The sequence below is a fragment of the Nitrospira sp. SG-bin1 genome (assembly GCA_002083365.1).
Taxonomy (GTDB): domain Bacteria; phylum Nitrospirota; class Nitrospiria; order Nitrospirales; family Nitrospiraceae; genus Nitrospira_D.
Genome location: LVWS01000031.1, coordinates 1 through 19751 on the forward strand (window position 1 = coordinate 1; position 19751 = coordinate 19751).

18 protein-coding genes and 3 pseudogenes are annotated in these 19751 nt (G+C 56.4%); 19 read left to right on the top strand and 2 right to left on the bottom strand.

Annotation, left to right across the window (positions count from 1 at the left end; all coding sequences use genetic code 11):
* Both A4E19_02325 and A4E19_02330 read right to left on the bottom strand, forming a co-directional pair.
* Positions 1–1825, bottom strand: a pseudogene (locus A4E19_02325) (hypothetical protein).
* 5 nt (positions 1826–1830) lie between these two features.
* Positions 1831–3840, bottom strand: coding sequence for a hypothetical protein (locus A4E19_02330; GenBank protein OQW33708.1), 2010 nt, complete (start codon positions 3838–3840; stop codon positions 1831–1833).
* 176 nt (positions 3841–4016) lie between these two features.
* On the opposite strand from A4E19_02330, the gene A4E19_02335 reads away from it, so the two are divergent.
* The 19 genes and pseudogenes from A4E19_02335 to A4E19_02425 all read left to right on the top strand — a co-directional run bounded on the left by A4E19_02335 (position 4017) and on the right by A4E19_02425 (position 19595).
* Positions 4017–4715 (top strand): hypothetical protein, encoded by a 699-nt coding sequence (locus tag A4E19_02335; protein ID OQW33709.1) that lies wholly within the window; start codon positions 4017–4019, stop codon positions 4713–4715.
* 2 nt (positions 4716–4717) lie between these two features.
* On the top strand, positions 4718–5464 hold the full coding sequence (locus tag A4E19_02340; GenBank protein ID OQW33710.1) for a hypothetical protein: 747 nt from the start codon (positions 4718–4720) through the stop codon (positions 5462–5464).
* 9 nt (positions 5465–5473) lie between these two features.
* Positions 5474–5761 carry a hypothetical protein gene (locus A4E19_02345; GenBank protein OQW33711.1) on the top strand — a complete coding sequence of 96 codons (288 nt, stop codon included), beginning with the start codon at positions 5474–5476 and terminating at the stop codon, positions 5759–5761.
* Complete coding sequence (locus tag A4E19_02350; protein ID OQW33712.1) at positions 5754–6113, top strand: hypothetical protein; 360 nt, start codon at positions 5754–5756, stop codon at positions 6111–6113. Before A4E19_02345 ends, A4E19_02350 begins: the two co-directional genes overlap by 8 nt.
* Before the next feature lie 374 nt (positions 6114–6487).
* On the top strand, positions 6488–6898 hold the full coding sequence (locus tag A4E19_02355; protein ID OQW33713.1) for a hypothetical protein: 411 nt from the start codon (positions 6488–6490) through the stop codon (positions 6896–6898).
* A 265-nt stretch (positions 6899–7163) separates the two neighbouring features.
* Complete coding sequence (locus A4E19_02360) at positions 7164–7769, top strand: hypothetical protein (protein OQW33714.1); 606 nt, start codon at positions 7164–7166, stop codon at positions 7767–7769.
* A 133-nt stretch (positions 7770–7902) separates the two neighbouring features.
* The gene (locus tag A4E19_02365; GenBank protein OQW33715.1) at positions 7903–8634 is read left to right on the top strand and encodes a hypothetical protein; all 732 of its coding nucleotides are present in this window, start codon (positions 7903–7905) and stop codon (positions 8632–8634) included.
* A gap of 423 nt (positions 8635–9057) precedes the next feature.
* Complete coding sequence (locus A4E19_02370) at positions 9058–9999, top strand: hypothetical protein (GenBank protein ID OQW33716.1); 942 nt, start codon at positions 9058–9060, stop codon at positions 9997–9999.
* Between the two features lie 244 nt (positions 10000–10243).
* Positions 10244–10538 (top strand): annotated as a pseudogene (locus A4E19_02375) (transcriptional regulator).
* Positions 10539–10565: 27 nt separating this feature from the next.
* Positions 10566–11009, top strand: coding sequence for a cupin (locus A4E19_02380; protein OQW33717.1), 444 nt, complete (start codon positions 10566–10568; stop codon positions 11007–11009).
* A 247-nt stretch (positions 11010–11256) separates the two neighbouring features.
* Entirely contained in the window at positions 11257–11550 is a 294-nt protein-coding gene (locus A4E19_02385; GenBank protein ID OQW33718.1) for a transcriptional regulator, read from the top strand.
* Positions 11551–11577: 27 nt separating this feature from the next.
* Positions 11578–11766 carry a hypothetical protein gene (locus A4E19_02390; GenBank protein OQW33719.1) on the top strand — a complete coding sequence of 63 codons (189 nt, stop codon included), beginning with the start codon at positions 11578–11580 and terminating at the stop codon, positions 11764–11766.
* A gap of 933 nt (positions 11767–12699) precedes the next feature.
* Entirely contained in the window at positions 12700–13017 is a 318-nt protein-coding gene (locus A4E19_02395) for a nucleotidyltransferase (protein OQW33720.1), read from the top strand.
* Positions 12998–13336: a hypothetical protein gene (locus tag A4E19_02400; GenBank protein ID OQW33721.1), complete on the top strand. Its 339-nt coding sequence runs from the start codon at positions 12998–13000 to the stop codon at positions 13334–13336. Before A4E19_02395 ends, A4E19_02400 begins: the two co-directional genes overlap by 20 nt.
* A 391-nt stretch (positions 13337–13727) precedes the next feature.
* The gene (locus tag A4E19_02405) at positions 13728–15185 is read left to right on the top strand and encodes a hypothetical protein (GenBank protein OQW33722.1); all 1458 of its coding nucleotides are present in this window, start codon (positions 13728–13730) and stop codon (positions 15183–15185) included.
* Entirely contained in the window at positions 15182–16522 is a 1341-nt protein-coding gene (locus tag A4E19_02410; GenBank protein OQW33723.1) for a hypothetical protein, read from the top strand. The genes A4E19_02405 and A4E19_02410 overlap by 4 nt, the downstream gene beginning before the upstream one ends.
* A gap of 133 nt (positions 16523–16655) precedes the next feature.
* Positions 16656–17321 carry a hypothetical protein gene (locus A4E19_02415; GenBank protein ID OQW33724.1) on the top strand — a complete coding sequence of 222 codons (666 nt, stop codon included), beginning with the start codon at positions 16656–16658 and terminating at the stop codon, positions 17319–17321.
* Between the two features lie 126 nt (positions 17322–17447).
* Positions 17448–19085: a hypothetical protein gene (locus A4E19_02420; GenBank protein OQW33725.1), complete on the top strand. Its 1638-nt coding sequence runs from the start codon at positions 17448–17450 to the stop codon at positions 19083–19085.
* A gap of 27 nt (positions 19086–19112) precedes the next feature.
* Positions 19113–19595: pseudogene (locus A4E19_02425) on the top strand (cytochrome).
* Positions 19596–19751 lie beyond the last annotated feature (156 nt).

The window sequence follows — 19751 nt, forward strand, 5'->3', positions numbered from 1 at the left end:
AGTTCACGGCAAACGGCTCAGGGTCGCTGCTGATCGACCCTCCGTTCACATGAAAGGTGGTCGTGCCGGTTCCCTGAATGCGGATTTCGCATTGAGCCGGTTGAGTCGTGGTGCGAGTGTTGTACTGCATCACACCTTCCCCAACCCATTGGCCATCATCCTCCCTGCGCCGGAGCGGGACGGTCGCCTCAACATAGGCATCGAATCCATTGGAACTCATTTGCATGCCGAATTGAGGATGCATAAAATTCATCGGTTCCTGAACAATGTGTGACTTGAATTCAAGGACATAAGCCGAAGGGGCTAATTCCCATTCTCCATCCTTCTCTTCCGCCACTCCTGCACGGGAAACGGCCTTGACCCGGAACCCACTATGTGGGACCCGCGTTCCCGGCGCTCGATAGGTGAACGTGGCAGGTCTGCTGATCTCCGATCCTTCCTCCCTCGGCGACACACGGCCATTGCCCTCTCTGGGCCGCTCTTTCACCTCCTTGAATTTCGCTGGTACGAGTGCTTGGTCTTTTTTCGTACGCAGTTCGGTCTTGACGGGCGTCGATGCATTCGGCTCGAACTTCTTGGTTTTCGTGGGGGGATTGAAGATAATCTCCACGCAGGTGTTGGCTGTGGTCCATTCACCTTCAGCAGCCAAGTAGAACGGCCCGGAGAATATCGTCACGGCCAACAGCAATGTGTTCATCGCTTCACTTTGGCCTTCACTTGCCAGCGCAGAATCCCATTCCGAGACCGACCAATTTAAAAATTGCGACGGCATGCCTCCCGTCCGACGATCAGGTACGAACCGGACATGCTGCCGCTGATGCGCAAACCTGGTCGGCGTATTCGTCCCTCCCTGCCCGATCACCAACGACGCATCGAGGTCGACGTATTGCAGCATGGCATCATCACCAACGCGGCCTTTCAAGGTGGCGTGAATGCTTCGGGCGTTGTACTCCGTTCGCACGCCATTGGAATAGTTGATCGTCTGGTCCACCACGAGCGTAAATTCATAATCCCCTTCGACGGCATAGGCTCCTACCTCACCGGAGTCGGCTGAAGGACATTTCCTGGCATAGCCGCCGTTGATGAGCGAGAAACCTTTGCGGTCGCCGGCCGTTTCTTGTGTGTTGCCTTCCTCAATTCTCCATTCCCGTGATTTTCTGCCCACCGCATCGGGAGGAATGGGGATGTTCACTGAGCCCTTCGTGATGGTATACCTCTCTCGTTCACCTCCTGGCGCCATGGCCTGCGCAAGTTGAAACGAGCTGTCGGATGGCCCTGCGGCTAAGATGCGGCGAGGTGCGTGATGGGGCTTGCCGAGGCTGTTCTTTCGTCCGGACGCTGGTGAGGGGCAATCGGCGACGGTCGGACCGAGTTGTGCCTTGAAGTTGTCGAACAACTGCTGATCTAATGTTTGCGCAACCGACTCGGCCTGTGGGCCAAGCAATTGCTTGAACGACTTTCCATCTTTTCCGAAAAACAGCTGCGTACTGCCAAGGCCCTGAACAATTTTCGTCAAGGCATCGCACGGGCCTTTGACGTCTTTGAATAATTGCAGCGACTCCGGGTTAACCCGCACCTTCTTCCACTGGCCCTGTTCATTCGGTCCCGGTTCGAGGGGAGGCAACTGAATCGGCGGTGGGCCCTGTTCCACCGACTTCGCAACCGCCATAGCCGGCCCACTGGGTGGCACAGCTGATGTTGAATAAGCTTTCTTGGGATTGTACTCAGGCGGATTCGACAAAGGCAGGTGTTTGTCGCCACTGCAACTGACACTGAACAGCATCGTGGCAAGAACGATCAGTAATTGCAGGCCTCGCTCATGCATCGGTGTCACCTCTCTCCCGCTTGCTCTCCAACTCCTTCCACTACCTCCATGCTGAGCCATTCCAAAAACTCCTGATTCCTGGCGTTGAAGTCCTTCTTTATCCCGGTTCTCGTCGGCATGTTGACCGATTCCAAAATTCCGAAGAGATCATCGTGGAGCGCGTCCGTAACTCCTCCGCATGTCCAGGAGCCTTGCTCATTCGATGTGGTGAACCCAAACTGAACATCCATGGACTCGCTCTTCGGGTTGACATGTGCCGTCACAAGCCAGTGCTCAGTACGGGACGCCGATCCGCACGTTCCATATTTCACATGCCGGACTACCATGGGGCGAACCAGGTTGATTTCTCCACGAAACATGCCTTCGGCGTGCGGGACCGGTTCAAGCAGGATCTCGAACTGCACGGTGCCATCGAACTGTGCAAAGCCGCCCTTCGCCTTGAGGGACTGCGGATCAGCCTGAATCCGATTGTGAAACCGGAGCCGCAGGCCTGAGTCCGCCAATTCCCATTCTCCATCCTGGGCTTCTGCGACTCCTGCACGGGAAATGGCCTTCACCCTGAATCCACTGTGCCGCATGCGCGTCTCCCGTGTCCGATAGGTAAACGTGGCGGGCCGGTCGCGTTCAGACTTCTCCTCCCTTGGGGTCACAGTGCCATTCCCTTCACGTGGCCGCTCTTTCGCTTCCTTGAACTTCGCAGGGACGCTGGCTTGCTCCTTGTTGGTCCGCAGTTCCGTCTTCACTGGGAACGATCTGTTCGGAGCAAATCTCTGCGTCTTCGTGGCCGGGTTGAACACAATGTCCACACAGGTATTCGGGTGGTTCCAGTAGTCTTTGGCGTGGGAATACACTTGACCTGAAAAAAAGGCCACGAGCGCCGTCAACGTTCCGAGCAATTGGGCATCTTTGATCTGAGCCTCCCCTTCAGAAAAACCCGATACCGTAATGATTCTTAATTCCTCGGGAAGACCCGTTCGCTGATTGAGCGTAAAGTAGCCACGATCACTATAGGAACGGGAATAGGGCGCAAGCTCGGTGCCGATATGCTGGAGCGTGACGGTGACCTCAAAATCCACCTGTTTGACCTTGGCATCATCATCGACCTCCCCCTTCATCAGTGTAGCGACGACGTGCCGCCGATAGAGTACTGCCTGGGTGCTACCATCTGATCCCGTGATCGCCCGCATCAGTAGGAAGGACCATTCAAACGTCCCGTCCACCATTCCCTTTCGATCGGGCCCCTCCAGGTGCGGGCATTGCTCCGCCATAGGGGCAATGACCATCTCATAGTGTTCTCGAATACCTTTCGTGGGTCGGTCCTCCTTGCCGATCCGCGTCATGGCATCCGCTGTCTTGTAGCCCACCCAACCTCGAGGAGGCTCTTCTACGCGCATCGGAGGATCGTCCACATCGTAGTCGCGCCAGTACGTGTCGGGCATGGTGGTCTGCGACAAGAGGAGCGGTTGACCAGAGGTGGTGTGTGCGAGCACGACACGTGGCGACGGAGAGCGATCAATGAAGCTGCTCTTGCGTGGCCGCACCGAGATCGGACAATCCACTGCCTCTGGGCCAAGCGACTGTCTCAGCCCCTCAGCTAGTTGCTCATCCATTCTGCGCGCGATCCCGTCGGCCTCCGGGCCCAAGGCTTTCCTGAGCGCCGTCCCCTCCTGACCTGCAAAGAGCTGCGTGCTGCCGAGACCTGGCACCAGTCTGGACAAGACCTCACAGGGGCTGGTTGCTCCCTTGAACAGCTGAAACGAGTTCGGATCGAATGGGACCTTCTTCCCTTCGTCCTTCACTTTCTGGCCTGCCTCGAGCGACTCAAGCTGGGCCTTGAGCCGTTCGAATTCGGTCGGCTTGCTTACCGTAGCTGGCGTGCTGGGTAATCCAGCTGGTGTTGTATAGACCTTTTTCGGATCGTACTCCGGCGGATTGGACGATGGCAGGTGTTTATCGCCACCGCAACCGGCGGTTAGGACTAAAACTGGGAAGATGAAGAGACGTCGGAATCGCATCCGTGACTCTTCCTGCCGGGACGGTCAAAACCGCTGAAGTGGCCGCCATGCTAGCCCACGGAATGAGATTCTTCAAGCCTGTCCGAAGCGAAAGCCTTCTATTTTCAGCTTTGCTGGGCCGTTGCTATCCAACTTGCCTTTGCGTACAATCCGGGCGGTTTTCCCACGAGGTGTCTATGCGATACCTGACATTATCGCTCCTGATCGCATTCCCTCTCACCGCCTACGCCGGCAACATCATAGACACCGATCTCATTTCGAGTAACAACTTTTTTCTGCCACCGAGCACAGAGAAAACCGTCTTCATCCAGGCCCGTAATTCCTCTGATAACCAAGAGGTCTCGCTTCACGATCTGGGTGCACGGCTGAGCGCCAAGGGATATCAGGTGGTGAACGATCCGGACCGCGCGCATTACGTCGTGCTGGCAAATATCGTCTACTGCAACATCACGAAGCCGGAGATGCCGGTGGAGGCGATGGTGGCAAGTGGCTACGGCTCGGCGTTCAATACGACCTTGGGCGCCATGCAAGGCCTCGCCAGCATGGCCAGTATGGCGGGACCGTACGGAGCGATGGGCGGCGCGGCGGCCTCGATGGGGTTGAGCGCGATTCAAGGGCTAGGGGATCTCTTCAGTTCCTCGTCGTCGGCTCCCAAAATGCCGGACGACGTGAACTATGCCTGCGTCGCCGACGTCCAGATCACCGAACAAAAGACCGGACAGCTTCCCCCCGGGATGAAAACGGGAACGGGGCAGGAGCCCGGTATCTACCAGACGAGGCTGGCCGCTGATGTGCATCAAAAGAAATTGAAAGAGGCCGAAGCAACGCCGCTGCTGCAACAAAAACTGAGCGCCGCGGTGGCAGGAAATTTCTAGTCATGACTTCGCATCGTCGCCTCACCCCTCACCCTTTACCCCTCACGATCTTGCTGTTGCTCACCCTAACAACCGGTTGTTCCAACGTCATCCGATCCGGCCTCATGAACAGCAACACCATCTTCATGGACCCCAGCACCAGTCGAACGGTCTATACCCAACTTAGGAACGCGTCCGAAAATCAACAAGTGACGTTGAACGAGGTGAATACGAAGCTGAACGCCAAGGGCTATCAACTCGTCCAAGATTCGGAACAGGCGAACTACTGGATACAGGCCAAGGTGATCTATTGCCACCAGGCCGCGGATGGGGTGTCTCCGGAACAGGTGGCCAAAGCCGGGCCCGGCGCCGGTATCAGCAGCGGAGGGACCGTGATGGCCTCGGCTGGTTCCATGGGTGACGAGTCCGGCATGGGTATGGCCGGAATGCCGGACATGAGCGCCATGATGCGGCAGGCCATGGCCATGAGCGGCGGAAGAGGGGAATTCGGTGGCATGGCCGGGTTTCCCGGTATGCAGGCGCAGCCCAAAGAAGACGGCGTGACCTACCTGTGCGTGGCCGATGTCCAAATTACCGACCGGAAGATCGGCAAATCGATCGGTCGGCCGACCGGCAGTCAGTCATCAGGCGGCGCGAAGGTGCAACTGATGCGAATGGTCGGCCACGTGCGGCAAAAAAGTTTAGATATCCCCGAAGCCACGCCAATCGTCCAAGAAAAAATCGCCACCGGGATTGCAGGACTGTTCTAGCCTCGATCTTTGTTCGAGGTGCATCGATTTGTCTTGGTGAAAGGCGGGAATCTCAAGTTTTGGAAAATCGTGAACGCCAATCCAGACAAGGCCTATTCTTTCTTCATGAGCAAGAACTGCTTTGTTGTTTTCGACAGTGAACCACCTGGCGGATACCGGGCTAACTTGCCGCCGGGCGACTGGGACGGCCCATTCAAATTGCCTGTCCCTTCACAAAACAGAGTCGTAACCATCTTCGGTCGTTCGCCTGAATATCAGGCCGCCCAAGAAAATTTCATCGAGAGCATTCATGGGTAATTCATTGCCTCTTTCGCTTATAGCTGCTTGGGTCATCTTTTTTGGTTTCGTTAACACTCATCAGCGCCATGCAATGAATTTTCGTGGTGCATCGCAAGGCTATCTCCTCGCTCTTCAAGCATCGGTGCTTCTTGGTAGCTTGGTAGGTCTTGGTCTCTTGGTTTACTACTTCATGCAGGTTGCATGGTACTGGCCCATCGTATTGTTTGCGGCTGGTAGTTTGGCAGGCGGGCTTTTATTCGGCTTGCTTGATGCCAAAATTGATCAGCTCGGCATGAGTATGGCTGCCTTTGTCGGCTGGCCTGCCTCAGCAGCATGGGCATACCTCATTATTCATGACATCCACCCCTAACAAACGCTTCGAGAGGTATGCTCCTCCATTAAGCTTCGCCTGCTGTGTCAGCGTTCTTCAAGCTGCACATTAGGCCGCATGGACCTCACGCTTATGCTAAATACCAACTGTCTGCTCGCGGTTGCTGAAGATCGGCCAGAGGCCTGGCCATCCGCACGTTGATTGCTGCACATCGATCCAGGCGTGTCAACGTCCCTGTTGCAGCAATCTCTAGTTCCGAACGTCAACCGTATTAAATAGTCCTGTACTTGTAACTTATTGAAACGCTTAACGGGTAAGGCGTATTGTTCGCCAACTATTCTGGCGTATTGCATGGGCAAAAATGCGCAGATCAGCTCCTAGGCAGATCGGTCTAAACACTGTTGGGGATCTTTATGAATGAGCAGCTTGCATATACATTGGCTGCCGCGTCCGTTGGGTTCGCTGCCGCCGCTTTCTTTTGTGCTGGCACTGCGCTACTGAGGCACAAAACTATGGTCGTCCTCGCTACTTCGTATTGGGACTATAACAAGGAACATGCGATCGCAATAGTTTCTCAATCAGCTCAGTACGCAGTCGGGGGACTACTTCTACTCGTTTCGTTTCTTATGCAAGTTGTGGCAGCTCTAGCATCCCCAACCAATCTGCTATCACTACATCCAGTTCTTGCAAACGCCTACATTTTTGTTCTTGCAATTCTACTTCCAACTGGAGCAGCAGCTTTCGGTCTCTATAAGCTATTACTCCGCTGGCGACTACCACTACTATTGCAAGAGTTAGAAGAAAATACGAAGGCATCATCATGATGATCTCTGACCCCTAACTCGGTGGGCGAAGAAGGAACAGGCCCCCGCCGCATCACCACGATTGGGGCGGGGCGTTCTACATTCTGAAAAGCGAGATTCACTTTCTCTGCGATGGGGAACGTCTACGTCACCACCGTGGGGGCCTAGTTGTTCACTTGATCCGCATAAAGGCCCGTACTAAATGGTCCTGCAGCCGCAATGCATTGAAACGATACGGTCATGGCGTATTATTCGCAAACAGTAACGCCGTATTAGACGGATAGCAATGGCAGACCGGGCACTTATGCGGATCCGCCTAAAAAAGCTGGACGTCTTCGGCAAAACGGTACAGGCTATGTATATCCAGGATCTAATCGAAAAGGTTGTTCGTCTTAGAATCTTCTACGACCGAAATCTCCACACCGACTCAATGCGTGGAAACGTGATCATTCTGTCCTCTGTTAGTCACGCTCTCCTGTCGGAACTGATCGAGGACGATCACTCAATCAGAAAGGAGGCACTCAACGGATTGCGAGCCGGAAGATCGGGGCACAGCGACTTCTATCGCGCGATCAACTCCGCGCTGCTGCTTGGCATAGTTCGAGAGTCAACAGCGAGAGGTCTTCATCTGTTGCGTAAGCTTAGAAATGATTTGGCGCACGGTGTCGCACTAATGGGGGACGATGCAGAAGTCTCCCAACGTATTCAGGCTATCTCCGAAGCGCTGAGTGCTGTTCCGAACGATGAGCCGAAGTGGGTTCTCCACGGTGTTGGTATCAAGTTGATTCACGGCATTTGTTACGACTACGCGGAATCTCACGGCTCGAGCAGAGATGCCGTGATCGCCGAATGGGAGCCAATCCGAAGACGAATCCTGAGTGAGGGTGTCTGAAGGCTCTTTCTCTGATCGCCTCGTTGAAACGGCAATAAGCATGCTTGTCGTTGTGTATACGGACAGCGATGGGCAGGTTCCACTCTTATGCGGATCGGCCTGAACATTGTTGGACGGTGCCAAGGAGAAACCGATGAAGACGAATGACTCGAAGGGCTCACGTGCTTTCCCTTTACGGGAAGCATACCCCTTCGCCGAAAAGCATGGACTCGGGACCGAATCGCGACAGATCCAAGACCTAGACCCGACATGGGACCGCCCGTATCGGACTACTGTCCGTCGTGGGCTCATGATTGACTTGCTTGTACGGAACCAGCTCTTTCAAGCGTTCAAGGAAGAGCACTGGCCATATGGCCTAACACTGCGCGGTGAGAAGGAAGCACGCAGATGCGTCAAAATTAAGGAAGAATTTGAGGCATTTCGCGACGGCACCAGTTCACCACCTCCTGAGTCTGAAGATGGAGGTGAAGTCGCGACCGAGAGATTTGCCCTTGAGGCTCATCTTCGCGATTATCTTGCTAGGGCACCTAACATCATCGAGCCCGGTCTCCGTCTCTACTCCGCCGGTGAAAGCGAAGGAGTGGAATTTACCGTGGACGACGGCCGTATTGACCTTCTGTTTGTCGATCGTGAAAACAAATTCGTTGTTGTCGAACTGAAGCTCTCCCGGGGGCGCAATAGAGCGTTAGGTCAGCTTCTCTATTACATGGGGTGGGTCGACACCAATCTCGGTAATGGACCCTGCCGCGGGATGATTATCGCGCCGGAGATAACCGATGATCTCGTCACCGCCGTTGCACGTGCGCCCGGTGTGACGCTGTTCTCTTACCGCCTCAACTTCACGCTGCAAAAGGCGTCGCCGTGACCAGCCCTATAACAACGCGCTGCGTCGGATATGGGTATGAACAGCGAGTCCTCAACCGAAAGCCCACGGGGTCGTTAGGTAGCATAGTACACAATCTCCAGCTTTGTAGAAGGCAGCGAGGTCATGGCGTTCCCGATCAGCATGGACCCGCATTGAATGTGGTCGAAACACAGGTGACGGTGTTGGCGTCGAACGAAGCGAGGCAAAGCTACGGGATCACTTTGCAGCAGGGCGAAGAGGGAACAGGTTCTCTGCCGCGAGGAGCGTGGCTGCAGTACGTCTTTGGTGTGAAAGCAGTAGTTCATTTTGCTTCGCTATCGTCAGAAAAGGTGCCGAACCATGCGTTCTAGGTGACCGCAAGCGGGCTTGCACTCGATTGCTTAAAACCTGAACGGGAGCGTTAGACCTGAAAGGAAAAGATCAATGTTGCTGCGAATCGACACGAAGTCGAGCTTGGCTACTCGCGTAAGTGGGGAGCGCCTCAAAACCTTTGGACTGGACGAACGCGGCTTCCAAGACGTTCTTTTTCGATCTCTTGACCGCCTTCTGCCCGACGAAGAGCTTCTCATGATTGCCCAATCGCGCCATTGGCAGGAAGAGCCTGACCTGCTGGCGCTAGACGAGCGTGGCCGCCTGTACATCTTCGAGATCAAGGTCTGGGAATCACGATCGGAAAACCTCCTCCAAGCGTTACGCTATGGCCAACTCTTCGGCGCCTATGATTACGGTGAACTCGACCAGCTCTTCCGAAAATTTGACGAAACAGGACGGTCGCTGGCAGACGCTCATCAAGCAGCGTTCGGCACAACCCTGAGTGAAACCGAATTCAATCGAAAGCAGGTCTTTGTCGTTCTAACCAATGGCTTGGATTTTCGCACGCGCCAGGCAGTTCAATACTGGCAATGGTCAGGGCTTGAAGTCCGGCCCTGGATCTACCGCGCATATGCTGATCGCGACGGATCCCTGCTCCTAGAGATCGGACGGTTCGCCGTTCAGGATAACCCTCACGAGGACGTTGCCGCTGGCTTCTACATACTGAACACAAACTACAGCAATGACCCCGCCGATCACGAAGATATGCTCCAAAATCGAAAGGCCGCAGCGTATTTCTCGCCGTGGAAGTACAAAATCGAACGCCTTGCGAAGGGTGACACGGTGTTCCTCTATCAGTCTGGAGTTGGAATCGTTGCGATGGGGCGTACTTCCGGAAGGCTGGAGAAGGCCTCGTACCACGGAGAGCCGAAACACAAGGACGAGGAATACTTCAGAACCTTGGAGCGGTTTCAGCGAATCGATCCGCGCGGTCGGGCACTCGCGGGTCAACACCGGCGTTATGGTGCAATGGAGAAGGTAGCGCTTGAGTAAAGTTCCATTCCCGGTTGAGGCAGTCGGCGAGTGGACTGTTTTTCGACCGTTCACCGCCCCTGGGATGTTTGCCTATCGGCACATTCAGGCAGATGGCCTTTGAACTTCCCAGACCATGCTGGCGGCGACATGACGCCCGAGCAGAGGCGTGAGGCCCTTGAGCGCGCCGTAACTTTGCACCGTCCACTCCCGCTCCGATCCCTAGACGGACACGCCTACGCTTGGATTATGAGGACTACCACTAATGGCTATGCACAATCCTCCCCATCCCGGGGAGTTCATTATCCAGGTCTATCTGGAGCCGAACAATCTGAGCGGCCGCGAACTGGCTGGGAAGCTCGGTGTAGCTGCCTCAACGCTGAATCGCATTCTGACAGGTACGAGCCGTATCAGCCCTGAAATGGCGCTACGCCTGTCCAAGGGCGCTTGGCCGTTCTCCGGAGAGTTGGTTGGCCATGCAGTACAACCACGATCTCTGGCACGCCAAGCAGCATGTGAAACTTGGCAAGGTCGGAAAAGTCCGGCTCACAGCGGCCTAACCGTTGCTTCGAGGAGGCACCGACATCATGAGCATTCACCCATTTGTCCTGAGCCCCGATCAACATGAGCCCGTATTGAATGTTGTTGGAACGCAGGTGACGGTGTTGGCGTCGAACGCGGCGACGCAAAGTTACGGGATCACCTTGCAGCAGGGCGAAGAAGGAACAGGTCCTCCGCCGCATCGCCACGATTGGGACGAAGCGTTCTACGTCCTGAGAGGCGAGATTCACTTTCTCTGCGACGGGAAAGCCTACGCCTGCACCGTGGGGACTCTCGTGCACGTTCCCGGAGGAACCGTGCACGGCTTTCGTTATGGAGCCGGTGGTGGTCAGATGCTCGAGATTACAGGAGCCGGCGCGCGAGCGGCTCAGATGTTTGCGGCCATCGACAAGGAGATTCCCCCCGGCCCACCGGATGTTCCCAAGCTGCTTGATGTGCTGAAGCGTAACGGGGTCACTGTTGCGGGGTGACCACACTGCGCACTTGACGGCCACGCGTCTGCCCTCCTGCGGATCGGTCCAAACAGTGTTATGCTTCACGAAAATCGAAGGTCAACACAATGAGCACGAAAGACTTATTAGATGAGGCAATGATAGAGAGCTTGGATGGGCCGGATAAGAAGCTCGATGAAATATGGGCTGAAGAAGCGGAAAAACGACTCAAGGCTTATCGAGATGGAAAACTCAAAGGCGTCTTGGACTATGAGGACTACCACTAATGGCTATGCACAATCCTCCCCATCCCGGCGAGTTCATTATCCAGGTTTATCTGGAGCCGAACAATCTGAGCGGCCGCGATCTGGCCGGGAAGCTCGGTGTAGCTGCCTCAACGCTGAATCGCATTCTGACAGGTACGAGCCGTATCAGCCCTGAAATGGCGCTGCGCCTGTCCAAGGCGCTTGGCCGTTCTCCGGAGAGTTGGCTGGCCATGCAGTACAACCACGATCTCTGGCACGCCAAGCAGCATGTGAAACTCGGCAAGGTCGGGAAAGTCCGGCTCACAGCGGCCTAACCGTTGCTTCGAGGAGGCACCGACATCATGAGCGTTCACCCATTTGTCCTGAGCCCCGATCAACATGAGCCCGTATTGAATGTAGTCGGAACGCAGGTGACGGTGTTGGCGTCGAACGCGGCGACGCAAAGCTACGGGATCACCTTGCAGCAGGGGAGGAAGGAACAGGCCCTCCGCCGCATAGTCACGATTGGGACGAAGCGTTCTACGTCCTGAAAGGCGAGATTCACTTAACCCTGCGACGGGAAAGACTACGCCTGCACCGTGGGGGCACAAAATTGAAACGATCAATGACTGGTGGTATCCGCAGTCCGTTGAATGGGCAATGTACTCCTTCAAGGGCAGGAGGTAGAAAGGAACAAAGGGTCTGACCCGTATTTCCTCACGATCTTATGCGGATCGGCCTAAAAACATAGTTAGGCAGCACAATCATGCCATTTTTAGCGCGATCTGCCAGCGACATCGAGGCCAACTGGAGTACAGGGGCCCAATCGATTTTTCGCCCGGAAACCCGGTACCCAGATTTGAAAAGGTGCGGCACTGGTCACATTTTGCAAAGCAGTACCTGTTGGCGTCCGAGTACCTACGTACCAGAGACGTTCCTCTCCTGTTGCCTTGGTTCCAAGTTACCGGTCATGCAATAGAGTGTTCAGTGAAAGCATTTATTTGTGCTGTTGAGGAGCACGTGCCTAAGTCCCATGATTTAGTAAAGCTGTTGGATACTGCTCTCGCATCAGGATTGCTTGCATGCAGGGATGATGTAGTTCACGTGATCGAGATCAACCATATCTACAGTCGGGATCTTCAAAGCCAAACGCGTTACAAAGCAAGATTTCCAACAGACAGATGGGAACCGATCAGCGCTTCAATTCTAGAACAGCAAGTATTGGCTCGAATCGTAAACGACTTTTGCAGACAGGCGGCTGACGCCAATGAGTGTAATGAGAGACCTCGCAGCTAACGTCTTTCGGTGGAAAGCACATATTTAGAGGTCATTTCTTGACCTTGCACTTCCTTCGGCAATCAAGAGAGAGAGAGAGTTGGCAAACTCAAGAACTACCCCACCAGCATCGTTTCTCCATGGCCTGGTTAACGCTGTTGTTGCCTTTCTATCTCGCATCATTCTGATATTTCATATATATTCTCCACATGAGCGCAACTCCCCTTACCCGTGACGAGGCGATTAGGCGGCTTCACACTGTTGAGTCCGAGATTCGGAGCCTGGGTGTTCGTCGGCTGGCGCTCTTCGGGTCCGTGCTTCGTAACGAGGCTCGCCCCGATAGTGATGTGGATGTGCTTGTCGAGTTTACCCCGACCGAGAAGACATTCGATCGCTTCATGGCGCTGGCGGATCTGCTCGAAGACACGTTGCAACACCGGGTTGAAGTGATCACCACGGAGTCCCTCTCACCGTTTATCGGGCCACACATCTTGGCCGAGGCAACGGATGTCCTTCGAGCCGCGTGACTATCTGCGGCATATTCTCGCGGAAGTCGAGTACCTCCTCGATCAGGGTCGGACGCTAACCTATGAGCGATTTGTAGCCGATCAGACGCTGCGGCGTGCGTTCGTGCGCAGCTTGGAAATTATTGGCGAAGCAGTGAAGAACCTGCCCGATGAGTTCCGGGCATCGCATCCCGAGGTTGCGTGGCGTCCGATCGCTCAGATGCGCGACCGCCTGATCCACGGTTACTTTGGAGTGGATTATCAGCTTGTATGGGATGTGGTGTCCAAGAAGCTTCCGGAATTGAAACGTAGCATCCAGCGGATCCTCGATTCACAGTAACTCCTCCGCGCAACAACTCGCATCCATGGTGCCGTAAATGCCGAAGCAGCTCCTCACGTTTCATACTGCGATGGAGGCTTCCTCAAAATTTCAACCGGCAGCCCCTAACGCCTCCTGACGATTGAGTTCCAGTGCTTCCCGTAGCGTGACTCGGAGCGTCTCAACCAAAGCCTCTCGGCTTCGTTCCTGACAATTTACACCTGGTACTTCCTCGATCCATCCTATCCACCATGCTCCACACGCCCGCCTCGCATGTGGCCCATCCAAGGAAGATCCCCACCGGCATCGCCGGACTGTTATAGGTCTCTTCGCTCAACTCCGATACTCTCACCGTTTTGCTTCCTACCTGTTATACTGACCCATTCCTTTATTCACTTCGAGAGTGATCGCCATGAGCTCTCCGACCTGGGACGAATTCGCCGAGCTTGCGCTGAAACGCATTGCGGCCTCAGGCGCCGAGTACGGCGATATCCGCATTCAGGACAGCCACACGGAACATATCGAAGGCGAAGATCGTCGAATCGCCACGGTTCGGGATGCCAGAGACATGGGCTTCGGCGTGCGCGTGTTGTATCACGGCGCCTGGGGGTTTGCGGCAAGCTCGATCTTGTCGCTGGAAGAAGTACCGCGGATTGCTGATCTGGCCGTCGAAATCGCCAAAGGGTCCGCATCGGTGGCCCTGGAAAAAGTACGATTGGCGCCGGAACCGGTTCATCGTGAGCGCATCGTTACGCCGTATCGCGTCGATCCCTTCAATGTGCCGTTGGAGAAAAAAACCGACTTGTTGCTGAATACGATGGAAACGTTGCACCGTCAATCCGGTATCGCACGAAGCAGCGCAAGTCTGTGGGCACGCCGGGACAGAAAATTGTTCGTGTCAACGGAAGGGTCGCACCTGGAATTTGATTTGCTGGCCGGGCAAGGGGACTGTGCCGCGACGGCGCTCCATGAAGGCCGGTTTGCCTCCCGCAGCTTTAACACGCCGCATCTTCGGAGAGGCTATGAATTAATTGAAGAGGCAGACCTTCTGCGAGAAGCAACACGCGTTGCTGCCCAGGCGATTGAAAAGGTGAAGGCCCCGGCGGTTGATGCGGGCCAGTATGACTTGGTGCTCGATCCGGAACATCTGTCGTTAACGATCCATGAGTCCTGCGGCCACCCGAGTGAATTGGACCGGGCGCTTGGGTACGAAGCCAATTATGCCGGGACCAGCTTCCTGACGCCCGAAAAACTGGGCAACTTTCGCTATGGCTCGCGGCATGTGAATTTGGTGGCCGATAACACCGAGCCGGAAACACTGGCCGCGACCGGCTTTGATGATGACGGAGTCTTGTGCCAGAAATGGGACATCGTCCGTCACGGAGTCTTCGTCGGATACTGTACGAACCGTGAAGTGGCGCCCAAGATCGGCGAATCCCGTTCGAGCGGCTCCAATCGGGCGGACGGATGGGGAAACATTCCCATGGTACGGATTGCCAACATCGGACTTGAGCCGGGTGAGGCGACGCGCGAGCAACTCATCGCCGACGTGAAGCGCGGCATCTATATCGAGGGGCATGGATCCTACAGCATCGATCAGCGCCGCTATAATTTCCAGTTCGGCGGTGACGCGTTCTGGTTGATTCAAAACGGCAGGCGCACCCATATGCTGCGGGACGTGATTTACCACGGTATCACGCCGGAATTCTGGAACAGTTGTGACGGTGTGGCCGACCGGTCGTCGCGCCGCCGATACGGCTTCATTACCTGCGGCAAGGGCCAGCCGGGCCAGTCCGGCTGGATGACGCACGCCGCCGCTCCCGCCAGATTTCGCCGCATTCAGGTGATCCGGGGAGAAGGAAGCTCATGACCGTCCTGAGCAATACTTGGCCGAAAATGACCAGTAGCGAGGAATTTCGCTTTTTGAGCGATCTGGTGCTGACCCGCGCCACCGCTGATCATACGATCGTGAGGCTTCGCGATCACCATGCCGGAACGACCAGATTTGCCAACAATCAGGTGGTTCAGAATGTCGATACCAGGCGCGGGACGTTGGCGATCACGGTCGCCTTCGGAGGACGGCATGGTACCGCCAGCACGACGGATTTCACCGCCGGGGCGATCCAGGAAACCTTGGCGCGTGCCGAGCGGATTGCTCAAGTCTCACCGGTCGATCCCGAATACCTTCCTCCCCCCCGTCCGTTTCCGTTCCCTGTCAGAGAAACCGCGAAATCGGAGACTGTGGCGGCAGGACCGGTCAAACGTCTGGAGTATGCGAATGAAGCCATCGGTCACTGCAGGATGGAGAACCTCATGGGGGCGGGCATCGTGGCGTCATCCGGGACTGCGGTCGGGATCGCGGCGAGCAATGGGTTGTTCGGCTATGAGTTACGAGGGGACGCGCGGTTCAGTCTCACGGTCCAAGTCGGAGATGCCACCGGATGGAGCGCGGCGGCGCATCGGTCGATCGATCATTTGAAAGTTCAAGAGCGGACCTTGGCGGCCATTGCCAAAGCCAAGCGAGGTCGAGACGTGTGCGAGATGCCGGCGGGGAGGTATCCCGTGATTCTGGAGCCGGCAGCCGTGGCCGGCTTGTGGGCATGGCTGATCTGGTCGCTGGACGCCAAGTCGTACATGAAAGGGACAAGCCCCTTTGCCGGCAAGTTGGGACAGGCGATCGTCGATGAACGATTGACGCTCCGGAACATGCCGGATCATGCCGAGCTCCTTGGCGAGGGATTCACCCATGAGGGTTTGCCCAGTACGTCGTCGGTGTGGATCGACCACGGAATCCTCAAGCAACTGGCGTACGACCGATTCACCGCGAAGGCCGAGGGAGTGGAGAGCATCCCGACGCTGGAGGCTCCGGCCCTGTCGATCGACGGTCTCCCCGCACAGCCGATTCAGGAGCTCATCAAGGACACGGAACGCGCGATTCTGGTGACGAACTTGTGGTACATCCGCCCCGTGAATCCTCGGGATCTCACCCTGACGGGGATGACTAGGGACGGGACGTTTCTCGTCGAAAAAGGGGAAATTCTCTCCGCGGTAAAGAATTTCCGCTTTCATGAGAGTCCGCTTCGGGCATTTCAGCACCTTAGCGGGTGGACTGCCCCGATGGAGGCGGTCAATTCGGAAACCGGGAAGATGCTGGTTCCAGCCTTGTCGTTGCCGGAGTTTCACTTTTCCAGCGTGACACGATTTTAAGATTGTCATCTTGTCATGAGGACTCCGAACCTCCTTCAGGGTCTCTCGGAATAAAAGGGTTGACTCTTCCATCCGTGAGGAGTAGGTACATCCTAGACAGAATAATAGATCCGAATGAACGGGATCCGCCCAGATGGCCCCACGATTCAACAAAGAACCCATCAACCTGATTCATCGAATTCCATCGCAAAAGCAGATCGATGAAGCGCGTCCGGTCAGCCCGCCCTACGGGCAGATTTTGCTCAACGCCGGAGCTCTATGCTGGCGCAAGGTTGTCGACCTCTTTGCATACGTGACGCGATACGAGGACGAGGGTCGTCCGCCTGTTCATAAACCCCTTGCCTTGCCTGACCACACCATGGACCGCAGTACGATCCAAGGGGACCACATCCCGTCCAATAGGGCGGGAGACCGAGTCCGCGAAGAAGAGGGGCCGACGGGTGCGACGGTCACGATTCTCCAGAAACCGACCCTCGGGTCGACGCTTGTTCAATCGGAGGAAGTCGCCGAACTGCGAGCCTGTCTGGTCGGACAGCAGGATGAGATTGCCCGGCTGACTTCACACATTCAAGAGCTCACGTCCTTGGTCACCTCTCAACAGCAGGTCCTCGTCCATCTCGGTAAAGAACTGGAAGCCGGCACGTTTGCGACGATGCCGACCGGCACGGCGGCGGCTTCCGTCAAACGGAGCCGTATCGTTCGGAAAAAGACGACGGAAAGCGAGACCGCCGATTCTCATCATGAAACTGAACGGCCGTTTCCGCACCATGAAAGCGAAAGTTCGTCCCTCAATCTGTGAGCCGGTGCCTGGGTGCTGACCGAATTTTCGACCGCTTCCTAAGCGCTCCATAAAAAGTGGCGCGTCATCTTCACGAATACCTGTTCCTCTAGCCAGGGGCGGGTCACCTCTGCTACAAGACCATCGATGATTTCCTTTCGAGTCCTGTTATGGATGGTCCCGTGGCTTGGTCTGCTGGCCATTGATCCGACCGCAGCGGCTGAACGCAATGGTTCACGGGTCCCTCTCTTCGACAACCTCGGGACTCTGCATCACCCCATCACCACGAGCTCCAAGGAGGCTCAACAATACTTCGATCAAGGCTTGCGGCTGGCGTACGCCTTCAACCATGAAGAGGCGATCCTGGCCTTCGAAGAAGCCGCGCGACGTGACCCCTCCGCAGCGATGGCCTACTGGGGCGTGGCGCTCGCATCCGGTCCGAACATCAACGCCAGGATGGACAAGGCTGCCGAGCGGCGGGCCTGGGAGGCCGTACAAAAGGCGCGCGCTCATCGCGCCCAGGTGAGCGCCGCGGAACAGGCCTATATCGACGCGATCGGGAAACGGTACGCTCCCACCGCGCAGACACGCTCGGCTCTCGATAAAGCGTATGCCGACGCGATGCGCGTCGTGTGGCGGCAGTTTCCGAACGATCCGGATGCCGGTGTGTTGTTCGCGGAAGCGTTGATGGATCTGCATCCTTGGGATTTGTGGACGGCGGCCGGAAAGCCTAGACCCGGCACTGAGGAGCTCGTGGCCACGTTAGAGTCGATTCTGGCGCGCTTCCCGGATCATCCAGGAGCCTGCCATTACTATATCCATAGCGTGGAAGCCTCTCCCGCGCCGGAACGAGCCGCGCCCTGTGCCGAACGCTTGCCCAACCTGATGCCGGGTGCCGGGCACTTGGTCCATATGCCGGCCCACATCTATGTACGACTCGGTCGATATCATGAGGCGGCTGAACGGAATGCCCATGCCGCGGAAGTGGATCGTCACTATCTGGCTGGGCGGAAGCCAACCGGCGACTATGCCGACGGCTACTACACCCACAATCTGCATTTCCTCTGGGCCTCCTTGGCGATGGAGGGGCGAAAAACCGAGGCCGTGAAGGTGGCGCGGCAACTGACGGGAACGATCACCGAAGACGAAGCGCGGAAGCACAAATGGAAGGAATTCTACCTTCCCGTCCCTTTGTGGTCGATGATCAGGTTCGGTCAATGGGACGACCTGCTGCGCGAACCGCCGCCTCCCAAGTCGCTGCGGCTGCAACAGGGGATATGGCGACTGGGACGGGGATTGGCCCTATCGGCATCGGGTCGCCTGCCCGGAGCCGAGGCTGAGCACGCGGTGTTGGCGAGCTTGGCCAATCGCTTTGGGCGCGACCGGACATCGGAAGACAAAACCGAACGAGCCCTGCTCAAGATCGCGGAACGGCTGTTGGCCGGTGAACTCACGATGAATCGGCGCCAGTACGACGAAGCCGTCAAATCGTTCACTGATGCGCTCAAATTGGAGGACGAGTTGTCCTACACCGAACCTCCGTTCTGGCCGATTCCGATTCGGCACTACCTCGGCGCTGCTTGGCTGAGGGCCGGCCAGCCCGGTAAGGCAGAAGCCGTCTATCGGGCCGATTTGGAGAAGAACCCGAAGAACGGGTGGGCCCAGTTTGGCCTCTTGCAAAGCCTCCGCGCGCAGCGGAAAGGGCGTGACGCGGATCTCGTGGAAGAGCAGTGGAAACAAGCATGGGAACATGCGGACGTCACGCTCACGGCCTCTCGGTTTTGACGGAGAGGCAGCGGACTGAAGGAGGGAGTGATGCGACTAGTCGTTGGAGTGATGGGTCCGGCCAAAGCACCGAAGAGGGACCTCGACAATGCCAGGATTCTTGGAGAATTCATCGCCCGGCGCGGTTGGGTCGTGTTGACCGGCGGTCGAGACGTGGGCGTCATGGACGCCGCCTGCGAAGGGGCCAAACGAGTCGGCGGAAGCTTGACCATCGGGATTCTGCCCACGGCCAAGGACAAGGTGTCCCGCCATGTCGATGTGCCGATCATCACCGAAATGGGCAGCGGCCGCAACAACATCAATGTCCTGACCAGCCACGTCGTGGTGGTTTGTGGACTGAGCGGATCGGGCACGGTGTCGGAAGTCGCCTTGGCGGTGAAGGCGGGTAAACCGGTCATCCTCGTCGAGGCTTCTCCCGCGGACGTGGCCTTCTTCCGCAAGCTGGACCAGCGGTTGGTGAAAGCCGCCGGATCACCGGAGGAGGCCATTGAGCTGATCATGAAGCTCATGGATGGTCGCCAACGACGGGCGCCTCGTCCTGGACAGGATACGTACGGGTACCTCCCCGTCTGAAAGCCAACGCCTGCGGACACGAACACCGGCTGAGTCTCCCACCCGCAACCTGCTGTACCGCCATCCATCTCTCATCGATTCCCGTAGTAAGAT

What these genes read in the sequence shown, in the direction of transcription:
- A4E19_02420 (OQW33725.1), top strand. Translation starts at nt 17,448, where the DNA reads ATGATTTCCTTTCGAGTCCTGTTATGGATGGTCCCGTGGCTTGGTCTG.
- A4E19_02405 (OQW33722.1), top strand. Translation starts at nt 13,728, where the DNA reads ATGAGCTCTCCGACCTGGGACGAATTCGCCGAGCTTGCGCTGAAACGC.
- A4E19_02395 (OQW33720.1), top strand. Translation starts at nt 12,700, where the DNA reads ATGAGCGCAACTCCCCTTACCCGTGACGAGGCGATTAGGCGGCTTCAC.
- A4E19_02360 (OQW33714.1), top strand. Translation starts at nt 7,164, where the DNA reads ATGGCAGACCGGGCACTTATGCGGATCCGCCTAAAAAAGCTGGACGTC.
- A4E19_02330 (OQW33708.1), bottom strand. Translation starts at nt 3,840, where the DNA reads ATGCGATTCCGACGTCTCTTCATCTTCCCAGTTTTAGTCCTAACCGCC.
- A4E19_02380 (OQW33717.1), top strand. Translation starts at nt 10,566, where the DNA reads ATGAGCATTCACCCATTTGTCCTGAGCCCCGATCAACATGAGCCCGTA.
- A4E19_02355 (OQW33713.1), top strand. Translation starts at nt 6,488, where the DNA reads ATGAATGAGCAGCTTGCATATACATTGGCTGCCGCGTCCGTTGGGTTC.
- A4E19_02410 (OQW33723.1), top strand. Translation starts at nt 15,182, where the DNA reads ATGACCGTCCTGAGCAATACTTGGCCGAAAATGACCAGTAGCGAGGAA.
- A4E19_02370 (OQW33716.1), top strand. Translation starts at nt 9,058, where the DNA reads ATGTTGCTGCGAATCGACACGAAGTCGAGCTTGGCTACTCGCGTAAGT.
- A4E19_02335 (OQW33709.1), top strand. Translation starts at nt 4,017, where the DNA reads ATGCGATACCTGACATTATCGCTCCTGATCGCATTCCCTCTCACCGCC.
- A4E19_02415 (OQW33724.1), top strand. Translation starts at nt 16,656, where the DNA reads ATGGCCCCACGATTCAACAAAGAACCCATCAACCTGATTCATCGAATT.
- A4E19_02350 (OQW33712.1), top strand. Translation starts at nt 5,754, where the DNA reads ATGGGTAATTCATTGCCTCTTTCGCTTATAGCTGCTTGGGTCATCTTT.
- A4E19_02365 (OQW33715.1), top strand. Translation starts at nt 7,903, where the DNA reads ATGAAGACGAATGACTCGAAGGGCTCACGTGCTTTCCCTTTACGGGAA.
- A4E19_02385 (OQW33718.1), top strand. Translation starts at nt 11,257, where the DNA reads ATGGCTATGCACAATCCTCCCCATCCCGGCGAGTTCATTATCCAGGTT.
- A4E19_02400 (OQW33721.1), top strand. Translation starts at nt 12,998, where the DNA reads ATGTCCTTCGAGCCGCGTGACTATCTGCGGCATATTCTCGCGGAAGTC.
- A4E19_02340 (OQW33710.1), top strand. Translation starts at nt 4,718, where the DNA reads ATGACTTCGCATCGTCGCCTCACCCCTCACCCTTTACCCCTCACGATC.
- A4E19_02390 (OQW33719.1), top strand. Translation starts at nt 11,578, where the DNA reads ATGAGCGTTCACCCATTTGTCCTGAGCCCCGATCAACATGAGCCCGTA.